24 protein-coding genes and 1 tRNA gene are annotated in these 23194 nt (G+C 63.3%); 19 read left to right on the top strand and 6 right to left on the bottom strand.

Annotation, left to right across the window (positions count from 1 at the left end):
* The first annotated feature begins 25 nt into the window (after nt 1-25).
* Together otsA and SPHV1_RS08520 are read left to right on the top strand one after the other, a co-directional pair.
* Nucleotides 26-1450: an alpha,alpha-trehalose-phosphate synthase (UDP-forming) gene (otsA, locus tag SPHV1_RS08525; RefSeq protein ID WP_054945610.1), complete on the top strand. Its 1425-nt coding sequence runs from the start codon at nt 26-28 to the stop codon at nt 1448-1450.
* Nucleotides 1451-1661: 211 nt separating this feature from the next.
* A complete protein-coding gene (locus SPHV1_RS08520) occupies nt 1662-1916 on the top strand; it encodes a hypothetical protein (protein ID WP_054945609.1) in 255 nt (84 codons plus the stop codon).
* Nucleotides 1917-1982: 66 nt separating this feature from the next.
* Here the strand turns inward: SPHV1_RS08520 and SPHV1_RS08515 are convergent, their stop codons facing one another.
* Nucleotides 1983-2996: an SDR family NAD(P)-dependent oxidoreductase gene (locus SPHV1_RS08515; RefSeq protein WP_054945608.1), complete on the bottom strand. Its 1014-nt coding sequence runs from the start codon at nt 2994-2996 to the stop codon at nt 1983-1985.
* Nucleotides 2997-3196: 200 nt separating this feature from the next.
* On the opposite strand from SPHV1_RS08515, the gene galE reads away from it, so the two are divergent.
* Together galE and SPHV1_RS08505 are read left to right on the top strand one after the other, a co-directional pair.
* The gene (gene galE, locus SPHV1_RS08510; protein ID WP_054945607.1) at nt 3197-4198 is read left to right on the top strand and encodes a UDP-glucose 4-epimerase GalE; all 1002 of its coding nucleotides are present in this window, start codon (nt 3197-3199) and stop codon (nt 4196-4198) included.
* 612 nt (nt 4199-4810) lie between these two features.
* Nucleotides 4811-4886: transfer RNA gene (locus SPHV1_RS08505), tRNA-Thr, on the top strand.
* Nucleotides 4887-4977: 91 nt separating this feature from the next.
* On the opposite strand, the gene SPHV1_RS26040 is transcribed toward SPHV1_RS08505, so the two are convergent.
* Complete coding sequence (locus SPHV1_RS26040) at nt 4978-5550, bottom strand: DnaJ domain-containing protein (RefSeq protein WP_054945606.1); 573 nt, start codon at nt 5548-5550, stop codon at nt 4978-4980.
* Nucleotides 5551-6244: 694 nt separating this feature from the next.
* Complete coding sequence (locus SPHV1_RS08490; protein ID WP_054945604.1) at nt 6245-7447, bottom strand: AraC family transcriptional regulator; 1203 nt, start codon at nt 7445-7447, stop codon at nt 6245-6247.
* Between the two features lie 479 nt (nt 7448-7926).
* On the opposite strand from SPHV1_RS08490, the gene SPHV1_RS08485 reads away from it, so the two are divergent.
* The 7 genes from SPHV1_RS08485 (at nt 7927) to SPHV1_RS08455 (ending at nt 12171) form a co-directional block, all read left to right on the top strand.
* Nucleotides 7927-8955 (top strand): hypothetical protein, encoded by a 1029-nt coding sequence (locus tag SPHV1_RS08485; protein WP_197277684.1) that lies wholly within the window; start codon nt 7927-7929, stop codon nt 8953-8955.
* Between the two features lie 95 nt (nt 8956-9050).
* Nucleotides 9051-9701 (top strand): hypothetical protein, encoded by a 651-nt coding sequence (locus tag SPHV1_RS08480; RefSeq protein WP_054945603.1) that lies wholly within the window; start codon nt 9051-9053, stop codon nt 9699-9701.
* A gap of 57 nt (nt 9702-9758) precedes the next feature.
* Entirely contained in the window at nt 9759-10580 is an 822-nt protein-coding gene (locus SPHV1_RS24355) for an META domain-containing protein (RefSeq protein ID WP_156367288.1), read from the top strand.
* Nucleotides 10581-10596: 16 nt separating this feature from the next.
* Nucleotides 10597-10875: a hypothetical protein gene (locus SPHV1_RS08470; RefSeq protein ID WP_054945602.1), complete on the top strand. Its 279-nt coding sequence runs from the start codon at nt 10597-10599 to the stop codon at nt 10873-10875.
* A 19-nt stretch (nt 10876-10894) separates the two neighbouring features.
* Nucleotides 10895-11437 carry a hypothetical protein gene (locus SPHV1_RS08465; protein WP_054945601.1) on the top strand — a complete coding sequence of 181 codons (543 nt, stop codon included), beginning with the start codon at nt 10895-10897 and terminating at the stop codon, nt 11435-11437.
* A gap of 34 nt (nt 11438-11471) precedes the next feature.
* Complete coding sequence (locus tag SPHV1_RS08460; RefSeq protein ID WP_054945600.1) at nt 11472-11735, top strand: GlsB/YeaQ/YmgE family stress response membrane protein; 264 nt, start codon at nt 11472-11474, stop codon at nt 11733-11735.
* Between the two features lie 226 nt (nt 11736-11961).
* Nucleotides 11962-12171, top strand: a complete 210-nt coding sequence (locus SPHV1_RS08455; RefSeq protein WP_054945599.1) for a hypothetical protein — start codon at nt 11962-11964, stop codon at nt 12169-12171.
* A gap of 8 nt (nt 12172-12179) precedes the next feature.
* Here the strand turns inward: SPHV1_RS08455 and SPHV1_RS08450 are convergent, their stop codons facing one another.
* The 3 genes from SPHV1_RS08450 to SPHV1_RS08440 all read right to left on the bottom strand — a co-directional run bounded on the left by SPHV1_RS08450 (nt 12180) and on the right by SPHV1_RS08440 (nt 14240).
* Nucleotides 12180-13355 (bottom strand): acyltransferase, encoded by a 1176-nt coding sequence (locus SPHV1_RS08450; RefSeq protein WP_054945598.1) that lies wholly within the window; start codon nt 13353-13355, stop codon nt 12180-12182.
* Nucleotides 13356-13548: 193 nt separating this feature from the next.
* Entirely contained in the window at nt 13549-13857 is a 309-nt protein-coding gene (locus SPHV1_RS08445) for a hypothetical protein (RefSeq protein ID WP_054945597.1), read from the bottom strand.
* Nucleotides 13848-14240 carry a hypothetical protein gene (locus tag SPHV1_RS08440; RefSeq protein WP_231634590.1) on the bottom strand — a complete coding sequence of 131 codons (393 nt, stop codon included), beginning with the start codon at nt 14238-14240 and terminating at the stop codon, nt 13848-13850. The genes SPHV1_RS08445 and SPHV1_RS08440 overlap by 10 nt, the downstream gene beginning before the upstream one ends.
* A gap of 320 nt (nt 14241-14560) precedes the next feature.
* On the opposite strand from SPHV1_RS08440, the gene SPHV1_RS08435 reads away from it, so the two are divergent.
* The 8 genes from SPHV1_RS08435 to SPHV1_RS08400 all read left to right on the top strand — a co-directional run bounded on the left by SPHV1_RS08435 (nt 14561) and on the right by SPHV1_RS08400 (nt 23071).
* Nucleotides 14561-15316: a methyltransferase domain-containing protein gene (locus tag SPHV1_RS08435; protein ID WP_054945595.1), complete on the top strand. Its 756-nt coding sequence runs from the start codon at nt 14561-14563 to the stop codon at nt 15314-15316.
* Entirely contained in the window at nt 15316-16308 is a 993-nt protein-coding gene (locus SPHV1_RS08430; RefSeq protein ID WP_082430910.1) for an NAD(P)-dependent oxidoreductase, read from the top strand. The genes SPHV1_RS08435 and SPHV1_RS08430 overlap by 1 nt, the downstream gene beginning before the upstream one ends.
* A 53-nt stretch (nt 16309-16361) precedes the next feature.
* The gene (locus SPHV1_RS08425; protein ID WP_139384035.1) at nt 16362-17570 is read left to right on the top strand and encodes a hypothetical protein; all 1209 of its coding nucleotides are present in this window, start codon (nt 16362-16364) and stop codon (nt 17568-17570) included.
* 492 nt (nt 17571-18062) lie between these two features.
* On the top strand, nt 18063-19022 hold the full coding sequence (locus SPHV1_RS08420) for a glycosyltransferase family 2 protein (RefSeq protein ID WP_054945592.1): 960 nt from the start codon (nt 18063-18065) through the stop codon (nt 19020-19022).
* The gene (locus tag SPHV1_RS08415) at nt 19019-19987 is read left to right on the top strand and encodes a glycosyltransferase (protein WP_054945591.1); all 969 of its coding nucleotides are present in this window, start codon (nt 19019-19021) and stop codon (nt 19985-19987) included. The genes SPHV1_RS08420 and SPHV1_RS08415 overlap by 4 nt, the downstream gene beginning before the upstream one ends.
* Entirely contained in the window at nt 19987-21123 is a 1137-nt protein-coding gene (locus tag SPHV1_RS08410; protein ID WP_054945590.1) for an FAD-dependent oxidoreductase, read from the top strand. Before SPHV1_RS08415 ends, SPHV1_RS08410 begins: the two co-directional genes overlap by 1 nt.
* Nucleotides 21120-21881 carry a hypothetical protein gene (locus SPHV1_RS08405; RefSeq protein WP_231634589.1) on the top strand — a complete coding sequence of 254 codons (762 nt, stop codon included), beginning with the start codon at nt 21120-21122 and terminating at the stop codon, nt 21879-21881. The genes SPHV1_RS08410 and SPHV1_RS08405 overlap by 4 nt, the downstream gene beginning before the upstream one ends.
* Nucleotides 21878-23071, top strand: a complete 1194-nt coding sequence (locus SPHV1_RS08400) for a glycosyltransferase family 4 protein (RefSeq protein ID WP_054945589.1) — start codon at nt 21878-21880, stop codon at nt 23069-23071. The genes SPHV1_RS08405 and SPHV1_RS08400 overlap by 4 nt, the downstream gene beginning before the upstream one ends.
* Nucleotides 23072-23194 lie beyond the last annotated feature (123 nt).

The following is a 23194-nucleotide window of genomic DNA, read 5'->3' as shown; positions in this document are numbered from 1 at the left end:
CGGGGGCGTCACAGGGGACTGAAGTATGAGCAGGCTGATTGTCGTATCGAACCGGGTTTCGGTGCCCAAGGCGGCAGGTGCTGCGGGCGCCCAGGGCGGGCTTGCCGTGGCGCTCAATTCGGCGCTGCGCGAACATCGCGGCATCTGGTTCGGCTGGTCCGGGCAGGAGACCGAGGAATTCACCGGTCACCTCAACATGCAGCGGATCAGCGATGTCACGACCGCGACCATCGACCTCGAAACGCAGGACATCGACGAATACTACAACGGCTACGCCAACCGCACGCTCTGGCCCCTGTTCCACTACCGCATCGACCTGACCGAGTACGACCGCAGCTTCGGCGAGGGCTATGAGCGCGTCAACGCCCGCTTCGCCACCAGCGTCTTGCCCCTCATCGAACCGGACGACCTCGTCTGGGTCCATGACTACCACCTGCTCCCGCTCGGCTCGATGCTGCGCCGCAAGGGCATCCGGAACCGCATGGGCCTGTTCCTGCACACGCCTTGGCCGCCCACGCGCCTGCTGGTCTCGCTCCCGTTCCATGAGCGGCTCGTCGCCTCGATGCTCGAGTATGACGTGATCGGCTTCCAGACCCAGGAATGGCTGGAAAGCTTCATGCATTACGTTAGCAAGGAGATGGGTCTGCCGATCACCGACGATGGCACGGTCGAGTACCAGGGCCGCAAGATCATCGCCAAGGCGTTCCCGATCGGCGTCGACTACGACGAATTCGTCGAAGGGGCCCGCAGCGCCGAAGCACAGGAGGCCTACGAGCGCCTCAAGGCCAGCATTCGCGGCCGCAAGCTGATGATCGGCGTGGACCGGCTCGACTACTCCAAGGGGCTGGGCGAGAGGTTCGAAAGCTTCGGTCGCTTCCTGACGGATCACCCGGACCAGGCCGGCAATGTCGTGCTGCTGCAGATCGCCCCGCCCTCGCGCGGGGATGTCGCCAGCTACCAGCAGATTCGCGAGGATCTGGAGCGCAAGACCGGGCACATCAACGGCGCCCATGCCGATGTCGCCTTCGTGCCGATCCGCTACGTCAACCGCGGCTATCCGCGCAGCCACCTGGCCGGGTTCTACCGCGCTGCCGACATCGGTCTCGTCACGCCGCTTCGCGATGGCATGAACCTTGTCGCCAAGGAATACGTCGCGGCTCAGGACCCCGAAGACCCGGGCGTCCTGATCCTCTCGCAGTTCGCCGGCGCGGCCCAGCAGCTTACCGAGGCACTGCTGGTCAATCCGCATTCGATCGAACACGTCAGCGAGGCGATCAAGCGCGCGCTCGACATGCCGCTGAGCGAGCGCAAACAGCGCCATGCCGCGCTGCTCGCTTCGGTCCGCGACGAGGACGTCCTTCGCTGGCGCGAGGATTTCGTCACGGCCCTGTTCGGCCAGATCGGCGGCAACGGCACGAACGGCGACAAGGTGCACGACAAGGCCGCCTGACCGCAGACGATCGTAAAGCGGCGGGCTTCGACTTCAGCCTGCCGCCCGCACTGCGGTGCCCATCACGATTTCGACACACCAGTGAAACCGAACTGACCTCAAAAGCGATTATCCTCTCGCAACATCGATGACGGGAATCGGGCAGGCCCAAGCGCCTGACCCGTGACCGGTTTGAAACGAGAGGGCCCGGCTGACGGGCAGAGTGCAGGCAATGAATACGGTTGTTTACGGCGAATGCGTTCACTCTGGCGCATGCGCAAGCGTGCGGATCTCCAGCCTCGCCGATTCGGGCTGCGACCTCGAAATCGACGCTCCCGCGGCCCTGAACGATGGCGATTGCTCCCTGTGGATCGGCGCCATCGGCCCCTTCCCCGCGACCGCCATCCGCAAGACCGCCCGCCAGTTGTTCCTGCGCTTCAAGGAACCGCTGGACCGCAAGATCGTCGCGCACTTCAACTGCGCCTGAGGCACGCGAACACCCCGGAGGGGAATTCCCCGCCGGGGCGTGAGCCTTCGCCCAATGCGCCTGTGATCAGGCGCCCACATACCCCCGATACCACTCCACGAAGCGCGGCACGCCGATTTCGATCGGCGTTGTCGGCGCGTAGCCGGTGTCGCGGGTCAGGGCGTCGATGTTGGCGTATGTAGCGGGGACGTCGCCCGGTTGCATCGGCAGGAGGTTGAGTTCGGCCTTCACGCCGCAGGCATCTTCCAGAACCTCGATCAGGCGCATAAGGCGTTCGCTGCGGTTGTTGCCGATGTTGTAGAGGGCGTGCGGCTTCACGCTGCCGCCGGCCTTTGCCTGCCCGTCGTCGGCAGGCGGACGATCGAGGCAGGCGAGGACGCCGCCGACGATATCGTCGATATAGGTGAAGTCACGCTGCATCTCTCCATGGTTGTAGACGTCGATCGGGCGTCCGGAGAGCATGCGCTCGGTGAACTTCCACATGGCCATGTCGGGCCGACCCCATGGACCGTACACGGTGAAGAAACGCAGGCCGGTCAGCGGAATGCGGAACAGGTGGGCGTAAGTCTCGCTCATCAGCTCGTCGGCCTTCTTGGTCGCGGCGTAGAGCGAAACCGGATGATCCGCGCGGTCTTCCACTGCGAAGGGCAGCTTCTCGTTGCCGCCGTAGACCGAACTGGAGCTGGCATAGACCATGTGCCCGACCTGCCGGGCGCGCGCGATCTCGAGCATGTTGACATGGCCGGCGAGGTTCGAGGCGACGTAGGCCTGCGGGTTTTCCAGCGAGTAGCGCACGCCTGCCTGGGCGCCCAGATGGACGATCGCGCCGAAATCGTGAGGCGCCAGCGCGGCCAGCGTCGCTGCCATGTCGGCGAAGTCGAGCTTGCAGAAGGTGAAGAGATTGCCGAACCGGGCGACAAGGCGATCGCGGCGGGCCTCCTTGAGCGAGACCGGATAGTAGTCGTTCATGGAATCGATGCCGATCACCGGCTGCCCGCGCGCCATCAGCGCTTCCGCGACGGCGGCGCCAATGAAGCCAGCCGCACCGGTGACGAGGACCGTCGGGTATTGCGAAACCATGCTTGCTCCCATTTTGAAAAGCGCAACGGCGCCGGGCCGAGACCTGATCGGGGTGGATGACCGGGACGGAATGCCCCGAAGTGGACGCTTCACTATCTGGAGGTTTGACGCGTTGCAACATGGACCATATGCCATGGCCCGCAAGCCATAAAGTTCAATCTCATCGTCTCGACCGACGCCAATCTCCGGACAGCCTGAACATGACCCAGAAACTCCCCGTCCTCGTCACCGGCGGCGCTGGCTACATCGGCAGCCATGCCGTGCTCGCCCTTGTCGATGCAGGCTGGCCGGTGGCCGTGATCGACAACCTGACGACGGGTTTCCGCTTCGCCATTCCCGAGGGGGTGGCCTTCTATGAAGGGGATATCGAGGACAGCGAACTGCTTGCCCGAATCTTCGCCGAGCAGGGCACGAAGGCGATCATGCATTTCGCCGGATCGATCATCGTGCCGGAATCGGTCGAAAATCCGCTCAAGTACTATCACAACAACACAGCCAAGAGCCGCGCACTGATGGATGCGGCGGTCAAGGCCGGCGTACCGCACTTCATCTTCAGCTCCACTGCGGCCACCTATGGGATCCCTGAAGTCTCGCCGGTAACCGAGGACAGCCCCAAGGCGCCGATCAATCCCTACGGCACGTCCAAGCTGATGACCGAGATCATGTTGGGCGATGTCGCCAAGGCGCACCCGTTCAACTACTGCGCGCTGCGTTACTTCAACGTGGCGGGCGCCGATCCGCAGGCCCGCACCGGCCAGTCGACCGCCGGGGCCACGCACCTCATCAAGGTCGCCGTCGAAGCCGCGCTCGGCAAGCGCAGCCACGTCGCCGTCTTCGGGACCGATTTCGACACGCCAGACGGTACGGGCGTGCGCGACTACATTCACGTGTCGGACCTTGCCAATGCCCATGTCCTTGCGCTCGAGGCGCTGATCGCGCAGCCCGGACGCTCGCTGACGATGAACTGCGGCTACGGCAAGGGTTTCTCCGTGCTCGACGTGCTCGATGCCGTCGACCGCGTGACCAACCGGACGATCGAGCGGCGCCTGGAAGGCCGCCGCGCCGGCGATCCGGACTCCCTCATTTCGGACAACCGGCGGATCAAGGCCACCCTGCCCTGGCAGCCGCGCTACGCCGACCTGCCCACCATCGTCGAGCACGCCCTCGCCTGGGAACGCCGCCTGACCGAGATCCGCGGCTAACAATTCAGTCTCCCAACGGCCGGTCCGGCCCCGGCCGATGAAGCGGCCATACCGAACAAGCCCGCCCCGCAGACGGTTGTGCGCCCGGACATTTCCATCGGCGAGCATAAGCACCTCGCCGATCCAGTAGTCCTGCATATCATCCGGCTTGGTTAAGAAGGCTCGATCAGTTCCACGGGCTTTGGCCAAGACCGGTCTCGGAACTGTAATATTTCAGTTGTACTTGCCGCCCGAGCAATACTATTACGCGCGACATCGGCGCCCGGGCAGATTCGTTCCTGACCGGGCCCTCCGGGTTCCTGCCCGCGAGATATGTCATTCACGAGGTGACCGTTCCCGTCACTCATCCTGCCGCAAGGCAGGACGCAGAGACGGGAACGCGGAACGGGAACGGGAGGGAAGTGTCCCTCTCTCCCGGTCCCGTTCCGCAATCCATCGCCTCGTCTGGCCGGCCCTTCAGTTCCGGCAGCTAACAGTCGTGACAGGCCCCCGTTCGCGCGCTGCAAAGGCAGATGGCAAAACGATATCGCAAACCCTCTTGCACGAACCCATTCGCCCCGGTAAAGGCCGCCCCCTGTCCTCGGTCCGAACCATGATCGGACCGCCAGGCACGCCGCAGTAGCTCAGCTGGTAGAGCACGACATTCGTAATGTTGGGGTCGGGGGTTCGAGTCCCTTCTGCGGCACCATTTTCCCGAAAAGACAGCTTCCACAGGAAGCACACCGACTTCCTACCGGAAAGAGCTGCCCTTTGGTCGCACCACGGATGGCGGCGATGCTTCAGCTGTCTCGATCGCTGGCTGGCGCCATCAGATACTTTTCTGACGGTCGGGGTTGGTGCAGGGATATGACGTGGTCGATGCCTTCCACGGTAATGACCAGCATCCCCTGCTCGTTCATGTTTATGAACCCCTTCGCCTTGAGGTACCAGATATGGAAGTCCAGAAGATCGTCGCATAACCCGAACGACGTTTGGATATGGAACCCATAAACCCCGCAGTCGAGAGCGCTGCTTCGTCTTCTCTTGTACAGCAGCAACAAGATATTACGCTGCATCTCCGCGTCGGATAGCGCCACTTTCTCATCGATGCCGATATCAAGGCGCTGGTGTGCCGTCGGAGATCCGACATTGGCCTGGTACACAACATCGTATTCGGCCCGTTTATCGGGTCTTTTCAGGACATTGTAGGCTTCGACAATTTGCTTGAACAAAGCCGCATTTGCGGTTTTCGGATGGTCCGGGTGATACTTCTTGGCCAAGTGCCGGTAGGAAAGAGAGATGACTTCGACGTCACAGCCCGCATCGACTTGCAGCAGCTGATAATAGTCGATGAAATCACCCACATCCTGCATACCTTACCCCCATTTCGGAACGCGAATTAAGCCAAAGCCCATCCTCTAAGGATGCAAGCAAAGCAACGGCATTGCGATTGTGGAGGAACCGGAAAACCTTGTCATGCCTATTCAGCGAAGATCGACCAAGTTTCTCGTCAGCACCGAACCGCCGATTGCGAGAAGCATAAGCCGATCCGGCAGTCCCGATAGCTTACCTTCGCAAGCCGCAAACCAACCTCGCGTCAGCGAAACGGTCAAAAGCAACAGCCCGGGCAATTCTCGGCGCCCCAAGTGATCGTGCACCTGCGAATAAATTCCGATCCGATGCCATTCGTAATCGAAATCACGACAGGCCATGCAACAAGCATCTTCACCCTGGACTTTTCCCCATATCTGCGGGGGCATAGGGCCCCTTTGATCGGACAGTCCCGGGTCGGAACACCTTGACGGAACAGCCCACACGTAATGCCATCGGCGATGGGTATGTAAACATTACCGCAATTGCGAAATTAAATTACCAATAAAATCAAATATCTTTTTCTTTATTGCTAAGGTTAACCCGTGATGTTAACAAGCGGGCTATCCAAAGGGATCGACCCCGCAGTCAGAATCCCAGTTCCGCAGGCCCGGACATCCTCGCCCTACCCCCCCGCAAGGATTGCCCGGGCCTTTGGCGTTTTCAGAACGCAGGACGCCGCCGCATTCAGCGAAGTCAGAACAGGTTCAGTGCCGGCTCGTAGATGGGCAGCAAGAGGCTGCACGCGGCGGCGGAGTGGGACACCCGCACTGCCTTCATCGCGGCACGTTCGCGCAAGTGGCCCGGGGGCGTGCCGAACCACTTGCGGAAGGCCCGACCGAAGCTGGACTTGTCGCTGAAGCCCAGCTTGGTCGCCACTGTATCGAGGCTCAGCAAGGGATTGGCGATCAGTTCGGCGGCCAGCTTGCGCCGTTCCTGTTCGACAAGGTCGAAGAATGTCGTCCCCTCGTCCGACAGCGCCCGGATGATCGTTCGTGAGGACAGACCCTGTTCCGCCGCGATCTGTTTGAGGCGCGGCGCCTGCCCTTCGTGGGCCAGCAGGTGCATCACCCGCTTGCGAACGCGGACCGTGAGGGAGCCGCCGGGGTGCGCCTGCGCCTGATGGCGAAAGTTTTCCTGCGCGAGCAACCACATGGTCGGATCGGATTCGGGATTGGGCAGATCGGCCAGTTCCGCCGGAATGCGCAGTCTATTCACCGCCGATCCTGCCGATACCCTGCACCGTATGTTCGACCAGAACGCGGGCGGCACACAGGTGGCGCCAAGGCTCGTGCGCAATTCGACCGCCTCCATCCTTTCCGACGCGATGGATTCCACGACCTTGCAGAGCGTCAACGCGGCCAGCGGCATCAGGAAATCGGCAAGACGCCCCATGTCGACCTTCGGTTCGACATGAACGTCAAGGCCGCGCTGCCCTCGAACGATCTCCAAGTGCATGTACGGATGGTTGGTATTGCTGGCGCAGCACATACCCGCGAGCGCCTCACCCAGATTGGGGGCGCTGACGTATAGCAACGCTGCACGCGGGCCCAGCGCCGGCCTTGCATGCTCGATCACGCGCCGAAGCGGGTCGGCCATTCCCATGCGTTCGACAACATTGGCGGCAACCAGCAGATCGTCCGCTGCGGAAATGGCGGGCGGCAGGCCATCGCGTCCCGTCAGGGTGGTCCCTTCGGTCAACCAGCAGGGCCAGCCTATCCAATGGCCGAGGTGGAGCCAGACCCCGGTCGAGACCAGTGTCCCGGCCGCAGGCCCCATCGTCGCAATTGCGCGGTGCGCATCTTCGTGGAACGGCCTGTCGCGCGCATCGGCATCATCGACCCGATCGCCAGACGATCCATCCGCGCCGGATCCGACCTGTGCCTTCGCCTCGAGCATACGACAACCTCATGCTTGCGGGCAAAGGCCCCGGCACATGACGGAACTTTGCAGCAACTCGTCCTTCACGGCTCTCAACTTGATGGTGAAAAGACAAGACTACGTAATGTCACCATTTGCACATGCAGTGTCAATATATGTCGATGGCTCAGGACGAGAACTTCCTTCATCCTGTACAACAACGAAAATCTGAAGCTGGGAGATCGGGCGGAGCGATCATTTTCGAGTTTCACAGAAAATCCGGCTGACCGGATCGACCGATCTTGAACGGCATCAGCCTGCATTGTGCAAATGGCCCTCCTCGACTTGTCGAAGGATCGAATGCTCCGGGTCGGCAATGTTCAGTGGAATCAGATGGAGGCGGGATCCCGCCCGAATTCACGACGGTTGGGCCGCTTGCTCCTCCAACCTTCCCGCCACGCCCCAGGGCCAAGAGCAGGAAGTCACGGGCGATAACGGAAAATGGAAAGGGTGCCATCATGAAGACCTCATTGTCCTACTTCCTGGCGACGGCCATCACTGCATCATCGATCCTGGGCTCCGCCCCTGCCTTCGCAGAGAAGGCTGACAAGCTGCTGTCGATCAACGGAAAGGATGCCTGGGGGGCGGAACAGGCGCTGAAAGACCGAGGCTTCAAGAGCGTCAGCAGCCACAAGAACTCGCAGGGCTACGTCTACAGCTACTGGTGGAACAAGCATGACGACAACTGCGTGCGCGTGGAAGTCTACAACGACACGGTGGAGACGATCACCGACGCGAAAGACAGCGATTGCGGCCATTCGGGAGGAAGTTCGGCAGCCGCTGTCGGGGCTGTTGCCGGGCTGGCAATCCTGGGCGCCGCCCTTGCCAGCAAGTCGCATCATCACGGCGACAAAAATTACTCGCAGCAGGAGCAGGCGGAATTCGACCGGGGCTACAAGGACGGCCTCTACAATGCGAGTTATCACAACTACAATCGTTCGGACCCCTACTCCCGTGGCTATGAAGTGGGCGTGGACGAGCGCAAGGCCAACCTGAGCCACCACCACAATCGCGGTGGCTACAGCCAGGTGGCGCAGTTCCAGGACCTCCAGGGCGCGCGGGCGGCGGGCGCGATGGACGAACTGGGGCGACGCGGCTTCCAACAGGTCGACAATTTCACCTCCGGCAATGGCCGCTACAGCATCCAGTGGCGTGAGCAGTCGAACCAGTGTCTCCAGGTGATTGTCGCCGATGGCCGTATCGAGGATATCCGCGACATCCAGACTCATCCCAAGTGCCGTTCCGGCCACCTGAGCGGCTCCGACGGCAAGACCTGGTACCAGCGCCTCGTCGGCGCAGCGGGCGACGGCGCGGAGAACCAGCTTGGCATCAACGGCTTCAGCAAGGTCGACACATTCGATTCCGGCCGGAACGGCTACGGTACGGTCTGGTACAACCGCTCCAAGCGCCAATGCCTTCAGGTTATTACCGTCAACGGACGCGTGGACTCTGCTTCCGACATCGTTTCGCATCCCCGGTGCCGCTGACGGCATCCGGCCCCCATGTCCTGCACCGGGCGACCACCGGGCGGTGCAGGACATGGGAAACCTCCCAATTCGTGCGAACTTATCGGAGCGATACCATGAGCCTGACGAACAAGACTGCCCTGAAAACGTCCCTGGCACTCTGCATGACCCTGCCCCTGCTGGCCTGCGGATCATCCGCGGACTCGCCGGAGGCGACCGCCAGCGCCGAGACCCCTGCACCGGCGAGTGAGGTGGCCGTCGTCTTCCCCGACAGCCTCGTCGTCATCGGTGACGGCTACCCCGCCAGCGGCGCACCCTGTCGGCGTCTTGGCGAGAGCGCCGTGACCTCCAACTGGCTGGACGACAGCGCAATCCTCGTCGGTTGCCCCAGCGAGAGCGACGCGAAAGTCCTTGGCGGCAAGATCGCCGGTTCGGTCGGTGCCATCACCATCGTCTCGGTTCCGACCGGCAATGCCAACGCGGGCATGGGTGAGAACGGTCCGGTCGAAAAGACCGTGGCTGCCGCAGCGCCCAAGACCCTGAAGGACCCGATCCGCTCACCCGGCGGCATGGAATCGAAGTGCCTTGCCCGCGTCAACGAGATGACCGGCGGCAAGGTGATCGGCTCGCGCCGCATCGACGAAGCGGAATCGGGCGTGATGATCTATGTCAACGTCGAAGGGGCGCAGGCCCCATGGCAATGCTTCGGCAGCAAGGACGGCAAGATCAGCGAAGTCTACTACGGCGGCGACGAAGGCGCCCTGTAACGGTGATGTGTGGCGGTGCCGTGCGGCAACCGCCACGGCGGCGAAGGAGACCCATTCATGCCTGCCCGCATATCAATTGCCGCAAGTATGGCAGCCTGCACTCTCGCCTCATGCGCCCCGGTTTCCATGCCGGATGCCGATGCCGGTAATGTCCTGGCCGGAACGTCGTGGAGGCTCGTCTCGATCGATCGCGGCAATGCCGGACGGGCTGCACTGACTTCCGCACTACAGGCCCGCCATACACTCTCCTTCAATCGCGACGGCAGCTTGAGCCTGACGCTCGACTGCAACAGGGGCAATGCCAACTGGTCCGCCGGGCCCCTGCAGTCGGGCAACGGCAGCCTGACGATCGGGCCCGTTGCGGCCACGAGAGCGCTATGCCCTGCTCCCAGCTTTGGAGAGGAAATGGCGGCGGCTCTGCCCGCCGCGAAGGGTTTCACGCTGCTTCCCGGGGGCAAGGGACTGACCATCATGACCGGGACCGCCGTCTTCGCATTCGTCGCCGGATCCTCGGGACCGCCTTCACCCCAACCCACGACCCTGCCCGGCACGGAAGATGCACTGGTCCCGGGGACCGACTACCATGCCACCGCACAAGTCCCGTGCGGCATGGCGGGTAAGCCCCCGAATTCACGCTGCTTTGCGGGCGTGAAACGCCATTGGGGACCGGACGGTACACACCTCGTCGAGGTCACCAGGCCTGATGGCAGGAAGCGCGCCATCTTCTTTCGGGGGACCACGCCTTATGGCGCCGACAGCGCCGAGGCGGATGGCTCTGCCGGCTGGCAATTCACTGTCACGCGGAACGGTGACCGGAACACAATCCAGTTCGGCCCGGAGAGTTATGTGATCGTCGATGCACTCGTCGAGGGAGGTTAGACAAAATGGGCAACCGATGCCGATGGGCAAGCAGGAGCGATCAGGCGTGAGATGGGCATCACGTATTTTCCTGGCACTTTATGCCTTTGCACTGCTGATTTTCCTGATCGGTACTTTCGGCTGGTTCGGCCAGGAGACCGACCCGCTCTCCGGCGTGTTCCTGATCCCATTGGGCTTGCCGTGGAACCTGCTTGGCGATCGATTGGGCCTCGCCGGGGTTGCCGTCGGACTGCTTTCCCCTGCCATAAACGCAGGCATTCTCATATGGCTTGCCAAGCGAAGACGCGCCACATGACGTCAAGCTCGCACAACCGATGAGCCGCCTTCCCCTCCCGGGCCGAACCCGCCAATTCGCGCTTGCCGCGGCAGCAGTCCTGTCTGTCGTTCCGGCTTCGTCAGCGCTTGCCAAGACCACATCCGCGAAAGGCGCCGGGAACCCGAACTGGGACATCGTCGCATTCGAAGTAAATTCCTGGGGCCAGGCCCGATCCTCGTGGACCATCGGGCGTGACGGCACCGGCAACTGGGCTGAACCCGTCGAGACCCCGAGCGAGACCGGCGCTCCAACGCATACGGCCTATCACCTGATCGAGGCAGGAAGTTCCGGTTTCGCCCGCATCGCCGCGATCCTGTCGAACCTTCCCGATCCGGCGCCCGATTCCCGGGACTGCGAACAGTTCATGCCGGACATGGCCTATGGCACCGTGCGCCTGACAAAAGGCGCCACCACCACCGAAATCGCCTGGAACGCGGGCTGCATGGACGAAAGATACCGATCGTTCATGGCAACCTTGCAGCAAGCCGACGAGTTAATGCGCGAATGGGGCAAGGCGGGCAAGATCGTGCGCCGGGAATGATGATCCCCTAAATTGAAACTGACAGGAGGTTCATATGGGATGGATTATAGCACTGATCGTTGGCGGTATTGCCGGCTGGCTGGCCAGCAAGGTCATGAACCGCGATGCCTCGATGGGCATTTTCTGGAACATCGTGGTCGGCTGTGTCGGTTCGGTCATCGGCAATCTCGTTGCCAACCAGTTCGGGATCGTCGGCAGCGTCCAGCAATTCTCGATCGTCGGCCTGCTCGTCGCCTTCGTCGGCGCGGTGATCCTGCTCGGCATCGTCAACCTCATCCAGCGCGGGAAAGTGCGCTAAGCAAGGTCCGGATCCCTGCGGACGGCCGGGCGAAGTCACTCAATAGCTTCGCAATGCCGTCCGTTCAGGCCGAGATGCACCCCTCCGGCTGCGAGAGGGGAACTGCGCAGATTTGAACATAACCACGCAGTCATCCGCATGATTTCTTGCGCGCAATTTTCTTCGGACGCGTCGCAATTGAAGAGAAGACTCCACAAGCGAACGATCCTGAGCATATTACAGAGCGATGGAAGAGATTCGCGATGCGATCTATTACGAACAACTCGCCCGCTATGCGCGCCAGCTGGCCGCCCGCCACGAGGACGCCCTGGCGGCACGCCATCTTCGCGAAACGGCGCTGAAACACGAACGCAAGGCCCGAAAATTGCGCCGCGCCGAAGCCAAGGCGCTCGAAGGCAAACGCCCCCGGTACCGCTGGGCCTTCTGGCGCGATTGAGCCTCCTCCTAGACCGGAAGCCGCAGCCTTTGCCGGAAATGCCGCAAGGCGCGCTCCAGTATTGCACCCAAGGCCGACTGTAGCCGTCGCTCGATTCCGAAGCTGAACGCCCCGGCCAGCAGGTTGCACAAAACGATGGCCGCACCGACTGCAAGCACCGGGCTGTGGGTCGCGCGCTCGATCACACCGAACAGGTAGCCCCCGGTGATCTGGTTCACGAGATAGAGCGGGTAGGTCAGCAGGCCCATGGCCTTGGCCGCACCTGCCCACCGGCGCGTCGTCCAGACGGGGAGCATCACACCGGCACTTGCCACGAGGATCGCTGCTGCCCAGACGATCGAGGCGACGTGCGCGTTCTGGCCGTACTCGACCACGCCAACGCTGGCCCGGGCGAAGAAGTAGACGACAACCATCCCGATCAGGAAATTGATCGCGTAGATAGCCAGGTTGCGCGCGACGTCCTTGCCCGCATGGACCTGGTAGAGCGCTATGCCGACAAGGAAGAAGCAGTTCGTCGTCACCAGCGTGACGCTCAGCCGATAGGATGCGGCAAGGTCCGCGATGGCCTGTGCATCCAGCCCGACAAGGCCCGATGCGGCGAGCAATATGCCGCTCCAGAATACGAGGTTGAAACCGGTGATTGCCGAAGTCAGCGCGGTCATGTGCGCCAGCAACCGAAACCTGATGGCGGCAATTATCAAGGCGTAGAACATGGCTTCAGCCACCAGCGTCCATATCGCCCCGTCGATCCACGGCCCGAAGGGGAAAAGCACCATGGAGCGCATCATGCGCCGCATGGCTTCGACCGGCGCCAGTACCCCCGCCATCAGCACCACTGCGGCAGACAGGAGGGAAAAGGTCCATAGCCCGGGAAGAATGCGCTTGGCCCGCCCGATAGCGAATTGGCCTGGGGTCTTGTCGCCGCACGACATGAATATGACGAAGCCGGAAATTACGAAGAAGACCGGTACGCCCAGCCATCCGAGGCTCGCCCACGCGATGGCGGCTTCGAAGCGTGTCCCCGATCGCGTTACCGCACCGATGCCCCCGGCCGCAGGCGCTTCCACCCAGGACAGGAACAGCAGATGATAGAAAACCACAGCCTGCGCCGCCACAAACCGGAGCAGGTCCAGGGTCGCAAATTCACGAGGACGGGATGAACTCGAAGTATCGCCTGGCCCCATGTGTCTTGCGTGTCCCTTGCAGCATCAAGACTGCAAAGGATCGAGCTGCAGCCAGGCTCGCCCGGGCCCCATAACGGATGGCACCGAACTCAACCGACCAAGACTATGCAATCTTTCCCGCGCCTTGAACGTCAATTCGGTATGAGCCGGAAAGCCATTCGATACCGGTCCGACTGACCCGTTCGGCTTGCAACTAAGGGGTATGAACGGGCTTTTCGCGCGCTTCGGGAGTCGGTGCCGGACCGCAGGTAACGGCCTCGCCCAGATCCTTGTAGAACCGGCACAGGCGCAGGCCGGCGGCGTGGATGCGATCGCCCCATGCCTCCACCTCGTGGTTGTACAGGTCGTTGGCCTTGGGATCGGTCAGGATCGCTGCCGTCGGCTTCGGCTTTGCCTGCGCCACGGCTTCGATATCGAGATGCGAAGGAAGAACCTTCGGCGGCTCGGTCGTCTTGCAGGCAGTCAGGAAAAACAGGGCAATGACAATGCTCTTCAGAGGCATAATTGCTGGAATTCCTTCATGCCCTTCAGTTCTTCGGGCGAATAGGCGTCGCGAAGCCGCGAGCAATTCAGCTTCAGTGTCGTGTCCGGAAGGCGCTCAACTTTCCTGGCGGCACCGGCCACCTGCGGTTTAGGAGCGGCCTTCGGCGGGTCCGGCTGACGCTCTTCGATGATCTTCGTAATCACCTGATTGGCGCGATCCTCAGCCGTTTGCTCCACGGGATCGAGGGGCACCACGGTCTTCGTGGGCACCGGCGCAGGCGCGCTGCTCAGCGTGAGGATCGCCCATGCACTTGCCGCGAATGCGATCAGGACCACTCCAATGGCGATCCCTGCAGCAACCCTGGTAAGCAACGTGGACCATCCCTCCTTGGTCTGCGACATGCAGAGCATCACAGCTATCAATTCCTCTTCGGACTCAATGCGCTTGTGCAGGAGCGAATAACCTCAAACAGCTTGCGACGAAACCGTTTTCCCGTCCGGCGTCAGCATGATTTCGACGAACCGCGCCGAAGCGGCCTGCCGCGACCTGGCCCGGTCCCACCGCAATTGCCGACGACTATTGCTTGCAAATCCGTTGCTTGTACCCAAACGTAGTACCGCGTGTTGCAAGATTGCCAATCCGCGAGCCGTCTGATTGAATGCCCTCGCGCATGGGTCGCCAAGATCGCAGGTCTTCTCTCCCGCAATCGGATAACACCGTGATGAACAAGGCAGTTGCAGGTCTCGTTGCCCATGTCGGCGAGCCGCCCGACATCGAGACCTCCTCCGATGGCTATGCCTCCCGGTTCCGCGGCAAGGTGGGCGAATACCTGCTCGGCGTACAGGAACGGGGCCTCTTTTCGCTACTGGAACAGCCGCCCGTTCCGCCCGCATCGACCGTCCTCGACGTTGGCGGCGGCCATGCCCAACTGGCTCCTCCACTGGCATGCGCCGGATATCGCGTAACGGTCGCGGGAAGCGATGCCAGCTGCGGGATGCGGCTCGCACGCCATGACGGCGCGCCCGCCATCGATTTCGTGGCCTGCGACCTGCTGCAGATGCCCTTCGCGGACCGGAAGTTCGATGTCGTCACGAGCGTGCGGCTGATGGCCCATATCGACGACTGGCCGCGCCTCGTCGCCGAGCTTTGCCGGGTCGCAGACAAGACGGTGATCATCGATTTTCCGGTCTATTCCAGCGTCAACGCGCTATCGCTGCTCACCTTTCCGCTGAAGAAGCGGATCGAGAAGAACACACGCACCTACCGCAGCTTCTTCGGGGGAGAGGTGCGCAAGGCCTTTGCCAGCCATGGCTTCAGGCAGACCCGTGAGTGGCGGCAGTTCGTCCTGCCCATGGCCCTGCACCGCGCCCTGCCCAAGGCGGCGTTGACGCAGCAGGCCGAAGGTCTGATGCGAAAGGCGGGCCTGACCGGCCTCGTCGGCAATCCGGTGCTCGCCCGGTTCGATCGCGAGGATTGATGAGCGATCCCCGTACCGTCGCCGTCACTGGCGCAACCGGCTTCACCGGCAAGGCACTCGCCCTGCGCCTCGCTCGGGACGGCCTGCGGGTGCGCGCCCTTGCGCGGCCCGGCTCCACCCTGCCCGACCATCCCGGAATCCTGCGCATCGAAGGCGACCTGCAGGATGAAACCGCGCTCGCCCGCCTTGTCGAGGGCTGCGACACGGTCTTTCACATTGCCGCCATGTACCGCAAGGAAGGCAGCCCGGAGGAATTCGTCGCCGTCAATTTCGAAGGCACCAGGTCCCTGGTCGCAGCCTGTCGGGCCGCCGGCGTGCGCCGGTTCGTCGATTGCTCGACCATCGGCGTGCATGGCAGTGTCGATGACAGTCCCTCGGACGAAACCGCGCCGTTCAGCCCGCGCGACCCGTACCAGGAAAGCAAGCTGCTGTCCGAAGCCTTCTGCCGCGAGGAAATGGGGCGCGGCGGGTTGGAAATCGTGATCATCCGACCCTGCGGCATCTACGGCCCGGGCGATACGCGCATGCTCAAGATGTTCCGGATGGTCCAGCGCGGGACCTTCTTCTTCGTCGGCGACGGGTCGGCCAACTTTCACCCGGTCTACATCGATGACCTCGTCGAAGGTTTCGTCCTTGCCATGGACAGCGAGCAGGCCCCGGGCGAGACTTTCATCATCGGCGGTCCGCGCTTCTTGCCTTTGCGCGACTACGTGGGAGCGGCGGCGCGGGCGATTGGACGCAAGCCTCCTGCCCTGCACATTCCCTACAAGGCCATGCACCAACTGGCCCGACTGGTAGAAGCAATCTGCACGCCGCTGGGCGTCGAGCCACCGCTCCATCGCCGCCGCCTGACCTTCTTCAAGCACAACCGCGCCTTCACCAGCGCCAAGGCGGAACGCCTCATGGGTTACCGGCCCCAGATCGACATCGACGAGGGCTTCAGGCGCACGGTTGCATGGTACCGGGAGACCGGGCTTCTGCCCCCGCGATGACGATCCCGAACGAAGGTCCTGCTCCCCGCTCCGGCCATGCACGGGCGCGCGGAATGATCCATTCGCTGCTGCGCTCCCGGTCTCTGCTCGCCAGTCTCGGCTTCGCCTTCGCCGGGGCCGCATTCACTTTCGGCAACCTGTTGTTGGCAGGCGTCCTGCCCCCTGCCGCGTTCGGACAGCTCTCCCTGTCGATCGCGGTCTACAACGTGTTCATCTGGCTTGCTCCGCTCGGGCTGGATCAGGTGCTGCTGCGCCGCCGGCTGGATCCGGGCGCTCGCCTGCTGTTGCGCGCATTCCTTTCATGCAGCGGCATTGCCGCGATTGCCACGATCGGCACCGTGCAGTTCTATGACCTCCCGGCCCTGTCCGGATTACTGCTGGGCGCGGCGATCGTGGGCGGGGGCCTCGCAATGGCGGCCAGCATGGGTCTGCGCCGTCACGACTGGACCGCCGTTCCGCTCGTGGCCACGAACGTCGCCAGTTGGGCGCTGCTGCTGGCCGGCGGGCTGGGCCTTGTCCTTAGGCTGGGATCGGACCTGCCGGTCCTGCTGATCCTTGCCGCAGGCTGCGCCTTGGCGGCGGCCCTGAGCTGGTACGCCTTCATTCGCTTTTGCGGCCTTGGCGACGAGAAGCCCGACCGGGTGCCGCGCGGCGAAGCCTTTTCGCTGATGGTGACGGCCGGAGCGGGATCGGTTCTCGTCCAGATCGAGCGCTTCGTCATCCCGCAGGCGCTGGACTACCGCGCGCTCGCCATGTTCGCAGTGGTCGCATCGGTCGCGATTTTCCCGTTCCGCCTGCTGCGATCCGGATCCAGCTTTGCCCTGACGCCCCGACTGCGCGCCGCATCGCAGCGGGCAGACCGCTTTGCATTATTCGCACAGGAAACCCGGTCGCTGGGGGTGACCATGGTGCTCGCCACCATTGTCGTAGTCATGCTTGCGCCCCTCGTCGCCACCATCTTCACCGGCGGGCGCTATGAACTTGATCGACTGCTGGTTCTCATGGCCTGCCTCAACGGTGCCGCGAAGCTGATCGAGGGCCTGCCGCGCGCGGCCGTGGTCGCCTGCGGCACCGCCGAGGAAATCCGCAAGCTAAGCTGGATGAACTGGCTGACGATTGCCACTTGCCTGCTGGGCGCCTGGATCGGGGCGCAATGGGGCCTCGCCGGCCTGATCAGCGGAAGCGCGGCCGGCTGCCTCCTCAGCACGATTGCGCCGGCATTGCTGGCCCGGCGAGCGTTGACGCGCGGTTTCGTCGAGTAGGGATCTGCACTGGCCGGCGGCGAGGCCGAGCCTGCAAGAATTCCCCGGTGCCAACCGCCACGGCCACCATTCCTGCGACCGGAGTTGGCTAATTGATGAATGCGTTGATCCTCACTCCGGGCATAATCTTCGCATGCCCGGATCGACCCTCGTCGGGCAATTTCGAGACGCCGACATAGCCTTGTGGATTAATTGACAGGACTAAAATTCCTACGATATAGAATGACTTCACATCATCAGCGATCATACCGAAACCGTTCTTTATAAAATCGCTAGATCACGATTAATTATATAATGTTAATACTACGCTTTGCACAATCAACATACCTCGCAAGCATAGAATAACCCGAATATGGCTAATACATCTCTCAGGGTATATATCGTTACGTAGGTTTGAAGAAGTCAGAACAACACAATTGTTCGTTAGCCATACGCAAATACCAACTCGGGTCGCAAGTTATTCGCTGTTTCGAGTATTGGTGGGGGTAACGCATGGCTCTAATCTCCGTCATCGTGCCGGTGTACGACGAAGAGGAGAACGTCGAACCGCTCTATCGGGCGGTCGATCACGCATTGAGCGGCCGGGATTTCGATTTCGAGCTGGTGTTGGTCGACGACGGCAGCAAGGACCGGACATACGAACGCGCCGCCGCTCTGGTTGAGCGCGACCCGCGCGTGCGCGTCGTCAAGTTCCGTCGCAACTACGGCCAGACCGCCGCCATGGCAGCGGGCGTCGAAGTCGCGCGCGGGGACGTGCTGGTGACGATGGACGGCGACCTCCAGAACGATCCCGAAGACATCCCCCGCCTGCTCGAAAGGATCGAGGAAGGCTACGACATCGCGATCGGCTGGCGGCGCAAGCGCAAGGACGGTGGCGCCCGCGTCTTCATTTCCAAGATCGCCAATCGCATCATGACCTACATCATGGGCATCGCCGTGCGTGACAGCGGCTGCTCGCTCAAGGCCTACAGGGCGGAGCTGATCAAGGGCATTCCCATGTATGGCGAGATGCACCGCTTCATTCCAGCCCTTTCACAACTCGCGGGCGCGCGCCTGGTAGAGCTGGAAGTGAACCACCGCCCGCGGCAATTCGGTGTTTCGAAGTACGGCTTCTCGCGCATCCAGAAAGTGATGCTGGACATCGTCACGATCCGCGTACTGCTCAGCTACGCCCGTGCGCCGCTGACCTGGCACCTGAAAGTCGTGGGCCTGTCGTTGCTGCTCGACCTGCTGGCCTTCGGCTACGTGATATTCGGCCAGCCGAAGAGCCTTGTCGTGGCCGGCGGCATCGCCATGGTGCTCTTCTCGCTCACCCTGTTCCTTGTCGTCTGGGGCCTGGCCGGAGGGCTTTTCGCCGCAGTCGAACCCAACGTGGGCAGATATGCCGTGATCGCAGCCAAACTCTCGTCGCGGCTCAAGCTGCTCAACCCTGCCCCGCAGGAGGAACTATGAACACGATGGCCCCGCCCGATCTCACCATCGACATCTCCGTCATCATCCCGGTGATCGACCGCACGGAACCGGCCGAGGCCGTATGGCGGGCTTATCACGACGTGCTGATGCGGACGAACAAGTCGTTCGAGTTCATCTACGTCCTCGACGGCCCCTTCGAGGACTATGCCGAGGAACTGGCCGCGGTCGGCGATCGCGGGTTCCCGCTCAACATCGTGCGCTTCAACCGGCCCTTCGGCCAGGTCGCCTGCCTGCTGGAAGGAGTGCGCCACGCCCGCGGCGAGACCATCCTGATCCTGCCGGCGTACCTGCAGACCGCGCCTGAAAGCCTGCCGACCCTGCTCGACAAGCTGGAGAACGCGGACGTCGTCTCAGCCTATCGCGACCGCAGCACCGACAACGTGCTCAGCCGCCTGCGCGGCTGGAGCTTCGAAGCCCTCGCCCGCATGGCCGGATCGCGCTTCAAGGATCCCGGCTGCGTCGTGCGCGCATTCCGCCGCCGCGTCTTCGACGACCTGCAGGTGCACCATGAGCAGCACCCGTTCCTGCCGCTGCTGGCCGAAGGCTTGGGCTACAAGGTCGAACAGGTCTGCATGCCCCAGTCGCGTTCGGACCAGAAGATCCGCATGCACCGCGCGATCACCTATTTCAGCGTGTTTCTCGATCTCATCGCGCTGGGCTTCCTGACCCGCTTCATGCGCAAGCCGTTCCGCTTCTTCGGATCGGTAGGCGCGGGATGCATCGCCATCGGCGTCGCCATGGGCATCTACATCCTCATCCAGCGGCAGACCGCAGGCATGGAACTGGCCGACCGCCCGGCCCTGCTGCTCACCGTGCTGATGATCGTGCTCGGCATCCAGATCGCGGCCGTTGGCCTGATCGCCGAAATCATCATCTTCACTCGCAATCCCAGCCGCAGCGCCTACAAGATAGAGAAGATCGTGACCCACCCGGACGAGGCTTGATGCATCAACCCGATGTCGTGATTGTCGGAGCCGGAATGCAGGGAGCAACGATGGCGCTTGCCGCCGCGCGTTCCGGGCTGACGCCGCTCGTGGTGGAACGCGGCAAGGTTGGCAGCGGTGCGACGGGCAACAGCTACGGCATCATCCATGGCGGCCTGCGCTACCTGCAGGGCCTTAGCATCGGGCGCTGGCGACGCTCCCGGCAGGCGCAGGCGTGGTTTCTCGACAATTACCCCGATCACGTCCGTCCGCTGGCCTGTGCAATGCCGCTCTATCGCCATACCATGCGCTCACCGATGGCATTTCGCGCCGCGTCGGCGCTGGAAGCCTGCCTCTATCGCGGCACCGGCCTTGCGCGCCGACTGCCCGGGCTGCAGCTTCTCGGGGCAGAGGAGATCGCCAGGGCCTATGACCTGCCCCGACGCCATCTCGTGGGTGCGGCCTTGTGGCACGATCTGGTGACGGACGACATGGAAACGCTGCTGCGCACGATCCTTGCCGATGCCGGCGCCAGCGGGGCGTCGCTGCTGGAGGAGACCGAGGCGGGCGACCTGATCGTTGCCGACAACCGCATTGCGGGCCTCAAGGTCACCCGCGCCGATGGGACCGTGCAGGAAATCGCAACGCCCCGCGTGGCGATCTGCGCCGGATCGTGGTCCTCGCGCTGGCCGCAGGAGCCACAGGCCGCCAGCACGGCGGCGCTCGCCTTCAATCTCGTGCTCGACATGCCCTTCCCGGGCGATGCCGCGCTGGCGGTATCCGAAACGCCGGGCAAGGGCCGCAGCTATTTCCTGCGTCCGTACGAGGGCGGCACCTTTGCCGGCACTTACTATCGCCCAGCCCCCGGCGCGCGCGAACCGGAAGTCATGCCTGCCGATATCGACGCCTTCCTCGAAGTGCTGGACAGGGCGCTGCCGGGCTACGGCATTACCGAAGCAGGCGTGCGCGCGGTGATGCCCGGACTGCTCCCCGATACCGACGGGACCGGCCGGACCCTGAGCGCCGCCGACACGATCTCGGCGCCGGGCCCAGCAGGCCTGTGCCATGTCCTCGGCTCGAAGCTCACGACCGCGCCCCTGCTCAGCATCGATGCCGCACAGCGGCTCTGGCCGGAAGAGGCGCGGCGCGCGGCATGACCCGACCATCGGCGCCCCATCGCATCGCCGTGGACGCCCACGTCCACCTCCATGACGAGGGGGATGCCCTCTCCACGCTCGAAGCCGCCGCGCGGAACTTCGCACAGGCGGCACCGCAAGCGCAGACGGGCGTATGCATGCTGGTCGAGCGCGAGGGCTTCGCCGTATTCCGGCACTTGCGGGGCAGGCTGGTGCAGACCGGGGAAGCGCATTCGCTCTGGCTCGACGATGGCCGCCGCCTGCTTGTCGTCGCCGGGCGGCAGATCGTCAGTGCCGAGGGGCTGGAAGTTCTCGGCCTGGGCTTCTCTTCCGCCATGGCGCTGGAACGCAAACCTGCGGGCGAGATCGTCGCGGCCATCCATGCCGCACGGGCCTTACCGGTCCTGCCCTGGGGCGTGGGCAAGTGGCTCGGCGCGCGCGGCGGCCTCGTCGATCGCCTGCTACAGGACGACCCCGCGCTCCTGCTCGGCGACAACGGCGGACGTCCCGGCTTCTGGAGGGTTGCGCGCTTTTCCGGAAAGAGGCGCGTACTCGCCGGGTCCGACCCCCTCCCCCTGCCAGGATCGAGCGGGACCATCGGGCGCTTCGGCTTCCTCCTCGACGGCACCCTTCCGGCCGAACGCCCGGCAGAGGCATTGCTGGAGGCCCTGCGCGATCCCGCGACGGAGCTGACGCCTTACGGCAGCCTCGCCTCCCCCATGCGGTTCCTGCGTGACCAGACACGCCTGCGCCTCGCCCCCCGCAAGGCAGCGCGATGAGGATCCTGTTCCTCGCACCCCACCCCTTCTTTGTCGAACGCGGCACGCCGATCGCCGTGCGCCAGGCCGTCACCGTCCTGTGCGAACAGGGGCATGAGGTCGACCTCCTGACCTACCACGAGGGCGCCGAAGTGGAGATCCCCGGCGCGCGGATCCTGCGCATCCGGCCCGGCTTCGGCATCAGCAATGTGCCCATCGGCTTCTCCGCCAAGAAGCTGGTTTGCGATGCGTGGCTGGCGGCAGCGGCCCTGCGACAGGTGCGGCAAGGCGACTACGATGTCGTCCATGCCGTGGAAGAGGCCGTGTTCATCGCCCTTGCCTGCCGCGCGGCCGGCAAGTTCAGGGTCGTCTACGACATGGACTCGCTGATGCCCGACCAGATCGCGGAAAAGTGGCCAGCCGCCCGCGTCCTGCTACCGCCGCTGCAGTGGTTCGAGCGCCAGGCGATCCGCCGCGCCGATCTCATCCTGCCGGTCTGTCAGGCCATTGCCGAGCGGGCCGAGAAGGCGACCTCCGCGGCAAAAGTCCACCTCCTCCCCGACGTCGCCTTTGCGCCGGACGCGCCGGATGGGTGCGAGATCGAGGACCTGCGCACCCTATTCGTTACGCCTGCCCCCCTCGCGCTCTACGTCGGCAATCTGGAGCGCTATCAGGGGATCGACCTGCTGCTGGAAGCCTTTCGTCGGCTGCCCCCCGAGGAAGCCTGCAACCTGGCGGTCATCGGCGGCACGCCGGAAATGGTCTCAGGCTACCGTGCGAAGACGAGCGGCCTGAAGATTGCCGAGCGCGTGCGATTCCTCGGTCAGCGCAACCTCGACGCGCTGGGAGCTTATCTCGCGCAGGCCGACATCCTGTGCTCGCCGCGTCTCAAGGGCGTCAACACGCCAATGAAGGTCTATGGCTACATGGCATCGGGCCGGGCCATTCTGGCCACCGATATCCTCAGCCACAGTCAGGTTCTCGACTCCGAGTGCGCCGTGCTCGCCCGGCCCGATCCGCAGGCCATTTGCGATGGATTGCGTGTCCTGATCCGGGACGGTGGGCTTCGCGCACGACTGGGTACGAATGCCGCGACACGGGCCCGCGAGCTCTATGGCCCGGCGGCCTTCGCCCGGCGCCTTGAACGTGCCTACGCCACAATTTCGCCGGTTCCGGCAACAAGCGTTCCGGATGCGGCTGCGCTCCAATAGTCGCGCGCAGGCTTCGTTCTGTCGGAGTACCCCCAAGTAACTTGTCTAAGCGCCCGTCATTTAACTTAATTTCACAACCACTTGTCGGGTTGGGCAACATCAGGCGACATCTCTCGTTAAACA

The organism is Novosphingobium sp. KN65.2 (genome assembly GCF_001368935.1).
In the GTDB taxonomy this organism is placed as follows: domain Bacteria; phylum Pseudomonadota; class Alphaproteobacteria; order Sphingomonadales; family Sphingomonadaceae; genus Novosphingobium; species Novosphingobium mathurense.
Note: the sequence above shows the minus strand (reverse complement) of the source record. Positions and strands in the feature narration are given on the sequence as shown.

Bases quoted from the DNA above. Each gene is read 5' to 3' on its own strand.
- otsA (WP_054945610.1), top strand. From the start codon at position 26: ATGAGCAGGCTGATTGTCGTATCGAACCGGGTTTCGGTGCCCAAGGCG.
- SPHV1_RS08520 (WP_054945609.1), top strand. From the start codon at position 1,662: ATGAATACGGTTGTTTACGGCGAATGCGTTCACTCTGGCGCATGCGCA.
- SPHV1_RS08515 (WP_054945608.1), bottom strand. From the start codon at position 2,996: ATGGTTTCGCAATACCCGACGGTCCTCGTCACCGGTGCGGCTGGCTTC.
- galE (WP_054945607.1), top strand. From the start codon at position 3,197: ATGACCCAGAAACTCCCCGTCCTCGTCACCGGCGGCGCTGGCTACATC.
- SPHV1_RS26040 (WP_054945606.1), bottom strand. From the start codon at position 5,550: ATGCAGGATGTGGGTGATTTCATCGACTATTATCAGCTGCTGCAAGTC.
- SPHV1_RS08490 (WP_054945604.1), bottom strand. From the start codon at position 7,447: ATGCTCGAGGCGAAGGCACAGGTCGGATCCGGCGCGGATGGATCGTCT.
- SPHV1_RS08485 (WP_197277684.1), top strand. From the start codon at position 7,927: ATGAAGACCTCATTGTCCTACTTCCTGGCGACGGCCATCACTGCATCA.
- SPHV1_RS08480 (WP_054945603.1), top strand. From the start codon at position 9,051: ATGAGCCTGACGAACAAGACTGCCCTGAAAACGTCCCTGGCACTCTGC.
- SPHV1_RS24355 (WP_156367288.1), top strand. From the start codon at position 9,759: ATGCCTGCCCGCATATCAATTGCCGCAAGTATGGCAGCCTGCACTCTC.
- SPHV1_RS08470 (WP_054945602.1), top strand. From the start codon at position 10,597: ATGCCGATGGGCAAGCAGGAGCGATCAGGCGTGAGATGGGCATCACGT.
- SPHV1_RS08465 (WP_054945601.1), top strand. From the start codon at position 10,895: ATGAGCCGCCTTCCCCTCCCGGGCCGAACCCGCCAATTCGCGCTTGCC.
- SPHV1_RS08460 (WP_054945600.1), top strand. From the start codon at position 11,472: ATGGGATGGATTATAGCACTGATCGTTGGCGGTATTGCCGGCTGGCTG.
- SPHV1_RS08455 (WP_054945599.1), top strand. From the start codon at position 11,962: ATGGAAGAGATTCGCGATGCGATCTATTACGAACAACTCGCCCGCTAT.
- SPHV1_RS08450 (WP_054945598.1), bottom strand. From the start codon at position 13,355: ATGGGGCCAGGCGATACTTCGAGTTCATCCCGTCCTCGTGAATTTGCG.
- SPHV1_RS08445 (WP_054945597.1), bottom strand. From the start codon at position 13,857: ATGCCTCTGAAGAGCATTGTCATTGCCCTGTTTTTCCTGACTGCCTGC.
- SPHV1_RS08440 (WP_231634590.1), bottom strand. From the start codon at position 14,240: ATGTCGCAGACCAAGGAGGGATGGTCCACGTTGCTTACCAGGGTTGCT.
- SPHV1_RS08435 (WP_054945595.1), top strand. From the start codon at position 14,561: ATGAACAAGGCAGTTGCAGGTCTCGTTGCCCATGTCGGCGAGCCGCCC.
- SPHV1_RS08430 (WP_082430910.1), top strand. From the start codon at position 15,316: ATGAGCGATCCCCGTACCGTCGCCGTCACTGGCGCAACCGGCTTCACC.
- SPHV1_RS08425 (WP_139384035.1), top strand. From the start codon at position 16,362: ATGATCCATTCGCTGCTGCGCTCCCGGTCTCTGCTCGCCAGTCTCGGC.
- SPHV1_RS08420 (WP_054945592.1), top strand. From the start codon at position 18,063: ATGGCTCTAATCTCCGTCATCGTGCCGGTGTACGACGAAGAGGAGAAC.
- SPHV1_RS08415 (WP_054945591.1), top strand. From the start codon at position 19,019: ATGAACACGATGGCCCCGCCCGATCTCACCATCGACATCTCCGTCATC.
- SPHV1_RS08410 (WP_054945590.1), top strand. From the start codon at position 19,987: ATGCATCAACCCGATGTCGTGATTGTCGGAGCCGGAATGCAGGGAGCA.
- SPHV1_RS08405 (WP_231634589.1), top strand. From the start codon at position 21,120: ATGACCCGACCATCGGCGCCCCATCGCATCGCCGTGGACGCCCACGTC.
- SPHV1_RS08400 (WP_054945589.1), top strand. From the start codon at position 21,878: ATGAGGATCCTGTTCCTCGCACCCCACCCCTTCTTTGTCGAACGCGGC.